Raw genomic sequence first — 3262 nt, forward strand, 5'->3', positions numbered from 1 at the left:
ACGTTGCGGCGGCGAGCGCAACGGGCGAGCGGCCCAGACGTAATCATCAGCAAAGTTGCGGAAATGTTGCGTCCCAATCCGATCCGCTCTGAGAACCACGGGGCGGCCAAGCCGGCGGCTGCGAAGCACAGTGCAGGCAAGGTGGTGAGTACCCCGGCCCAGGTCGTGGGATGTGGCAAAGTCAGCACGGATCTCCCCGAGTAGGGGTGCCACGCTGGCCACGGCTGGCCGAAGGTTCAGCGCGGTCAGAATTGCCGCTACCACGAGAGCTGGCCCCCCTACTGCCGCAGGCGTGGCGGTTGCCCCCGATTAGTCGGCACCGGTGTCGGTTGGCGCTGGATCGTCGAGATTGGTTTGTTTCAACGGTGTTTCGGATCCCACGCTGCTATCGTTACCTCATCCCATGATTGGATGAAAGGATCTCCTGTGCCGTTGACCACTACGCATCGCACCGGCTTAGTCGATCAAGTCATCGCGCAGCTCCGCGGCTCGATCAACGACGCTGAATGGCGCATCGGTGACCGCCTTCCCAATGAAGCAGTGCTCGTCGAATGCCTTGGCGTGGGCCGCAACACCCTGCGCGAGGCGGTCCGTGCGCTGGCGCACGCCGGCATCCTGGAAGTCCGTCAGGGTGACGGCACTTACGTGCGCGCCACCACTGAGGTCTCCGGCGCGCTACGACGGCTGTGCGGCAGCGAACTGCGGGAGATCCTGCAGGTGCGTCGCGCGCTCGAAGTCGAAGGGGCCCGACTGGCTGCCGCCAACTGCACTGCCGACGAACTCGCCGACCTCCACACACTATTGGCAACGAGTCATGAGTGCCGGGGAATCGGCCCGGTCGAATTCGCGCGTGTTGACGCCGATTTCCACCTCGCTGTCATGCGGTGCGCACACAACGCGATCCTCATCGAGCTGTACCGCGGCTTCCTCGAGACGTTCGCCGCCAGCGTGGCGGCCACCGCCGAAACGCTCGACGGAACTGCCAACCACATCGGCCTGGTTGAGCGCATCGCCGCTGGCGACGAGGAACGAGCCGCATACGAGGCAGCGAACTTGATCGATCACATGCTACGGACCGTTTGAGCCTCGGTGTCGATCCGCGCAGGATTGTCGACGAGCCCTCGAGACGCTCTCGGAGTCGGTTCCCCGATACGGACGCCGCGGAATCGAGAAGCCAAACCCTCGGGTGCAGCCGGCCTACAGACCGCAGCTGCCGGACTGTCCTCCTCCGTCGGAGAAAGTCGGCGGGTTTGGGTCCGGCTGCGGCCGTCATAGACCGGAAGCGCAAGCCGATTGGTTTCGGTCCGTTGGACCTCTATGCCGTCACTGCAGATCTATTCGGAGACAACTGAATCGGTGCCACACTCGGTGCCTGTTCACCGGCGTCGGACTCGGCTCGCTGGGCGGACCAACCCTGCCCAGCTATCTGCGCGACAGCACCCACGGTTACGCCGTGCCAGCGCTCACAGCGCTGCTGCCGCCTTCATCGCCGCCGCCCTGACCTACCGCCACCGCAAGACCAGCAGTTCCCTCCGACCACAAGCGAGGATGAGCCCGTGACTACCCAAGAACCCGAACCCGTACCCGGCAACGGCGAGGCGCCGTCACCACCGCGACACAGTCTGGCGATGACCTTGCTGATGACCCCAGACATGGCCAACTTCTCCGGCAACGTCCACGGCGGCGCCATTCTAAAAATCCTCGATCAGGTCGCCTACGCGTGCGGCAGTGCCTACGCCCGGAGTTACGTCGTCACACTGTCGGTGGACCGCGTCCTCTTCCGGGACGCCATCCACGTCGGCGATCTGGTCACCTTCTCGGCTTCGGTCAACTACACCGGGCGCACGTCCATGGAGATTGGGATCCGGGTCGACACGCTCGACATCATCTCCGGACTCACTCGCCACACCAATAGCTGTTACTTCACGATGGTCGCCGTCGACGCCGACCGCCGTCCCGTCTCCGTGCCGCCGTTGCAGCCCGCGAACTCCGTAGCTCGGCAGCGCTATCAATCGGCCCGGCGGCGGCGCAAGGCCCAAAGGAGCCAGTTCGAGAGTCCGCACAGCTGCCAATGCGGCGCCTAACAACCCCCAAGCTCGCCCGGAGGGGGCGACATCGCCGTTTCAAGGACACGCCGGCCGTCTAGTAGGTCCGACCATCTTCGCGCCGTGACGCGATGATCTGTCCGCGACGGCCCACGCTTCGGCGGATCTGCCCCGAAGCGGAGGTCAGCGCGCATCGAACCAGTCGCGGGCGCCACACCTGACATGCCCAGGTCAGCTGCTGAGCGGAATGACGCGCCGTCCGAACCAGCTCGCCGACTGCCACCGCGGATCGATCTGTGCGCCGGGTCACGCTGATCGCGGCAATCGGGCGACTGGAATGGTCGAACGCGCATGCCGCCACCGAGCGCAGTCCCTCAGTGATCAGACCGTCCTCCTCGGCCCAGCCCTGGTTACGTTCGGCACCGAGAAGCCGCCGCAGCTGAGGCAACGAGGTCGGACCTCCACCGGTGCGGACCACGAAGGCCGTGCTGGCCGGAAACAGTTGCGCAGGACGGCTTCTTGTTGCCAGCCCTTGCAGGACAGGGTGGTGCCGTGGGCGGCGCGCACGGGTCGGGGGCCGGAGGTCTGCTCGGTCATGGTGGTGATCCTTCGGATACATGGCGGGTGATCGGCGTTGTTGATCTCCAGCACACCGCATCCGAGGACGTTGCCGTAGAACGGTTTCCGCGATAGCCTCTCGAATCCGAGACCGGTAGGAGAGCGGTGGTGTCGACTGCCTCGCCGGCGGTGGGCCGATCCCTGCAAATGCCGCTTGCGCTGGCGGCGCGCATCGAGCTTGTCAAGATTTCTGTGTAAGTGGCAGGTTTACAGGTAGGGGTTGAGACGTTCGGGGTAGGTCAGGACGAGCGCGCCGAGTGTTTGTTTCCAGCCGTTGGTTTGGGCGCCTTGAATGAGTCGGGTGTGGTGGGATCGGTCTCCGGTGCGCAAGGGGGCGTCGATGTACTTTTGGCGTTCCCGAGTGCGTTTGTCCTCGATGTTGCAGATCGCCAGCCACAGCAGTTTGATCGCGGCCTGGTCGTTGGGGAAGTGCCCGCGTTTCTTGATGAGCTTGCGCAATTGGTAGTTCAGCGATTCGATCGCATTGGTGGTGTAGATGACCCGTCGCACCTCGGGCGGGAACGCCAGGAACGGGGTGAACCGTTCCCACGCGTTACGCCAGGCCACGATCGTCGTTGGATGCTTCTGCCCCAGAGGGG

The 3262-nt window shown here is 64.6% G+C and carries 4 protein-coding genes and 1 pseudogene; 2 read left to right on the plus strand and 3 right to left on the minus strand.

What is annotated here, in order from left to right:
• Positions 1-264 (minus strand): annotated as a pseudogene (locus ACRDUX_RS12360) (MFS transporter); the annotation flags it as partial.
• A 162-nt stretch (positions 265-426) separates the two neighbouring features.
• Here ACRDUX_RS12360 and ACRDUX_RS12365 point away from each other — a divergent pair.
• Complete coding sequence (locus tag ACRDUX_RS12365) at positions 427-1083, plus strand: FadR/GntR family transcriptional regulator (protein ID WP_526414277.1); 657 nt, start codon at positions 427-429, stop codon at positions 1081-1083.
• A gap of 545 nt (positions 1084-1628) precedes the next feature.
• Positions 1629-2084 (plus strand): acyl-CoA thioesterase, encoded by a 456-nt coding sequence (locus ACRDUX_RS12370; protein WP_526414283.1) that lies wholly within the window; start codon positions 1629-1631, stop codon positions 2082-2084.
• Positions 2085-2142: 58 nt separating this feature from the next.
• Here the strand turns inward: ACRDUX_RS12370 and ACRDUX_RS12375 are convergent, their stop codons facing one another.
• Entirely contained in the window at positions 2143-2703 is a 561-nt protein-coding gene (locus ACRDUX_RS12375) for an IclR family transcriptional regulator domain-containing protein (RefSeq protein WP_526414279.1), read from the minus strand.
• A 167-nt stretch (positions 2704-2870) separates the two neighbouring features.
• Positions 2871-3262 (minus strand): transposase (locus tag ACRDUX_RS12380; RefSeq protein WP_526414281.1); only part of this gene is annotated, 392 nt, incomplete at its 5' end.

It is taken from the genome of Mycobacterium sp., assembly GCF_050701675.1.
In the GTDB taxonomy this organism is placed as follows: Bacteria; Actinomycetota; Actinomycetes; order Mycobacteriales; family Mycobacteriaceae; genus Mycobacterium.

Coding starts and splice junctions, on each gene's coding strand:
- ACRDUX_RS12375 (WP_526414279.1), bottom strand. CDS start 2,703: ATGCGGTGTGCTGGAGATCAACAACGCCGATCACCCGCCATGTATCCG.
- ACRDUX_RS12370 (WP_526414283.1), top strand. CDS start 1,629: ATGACCTTGCTGATGACCCCAGACATGGCCAACTTCTCCGGCAACGTC.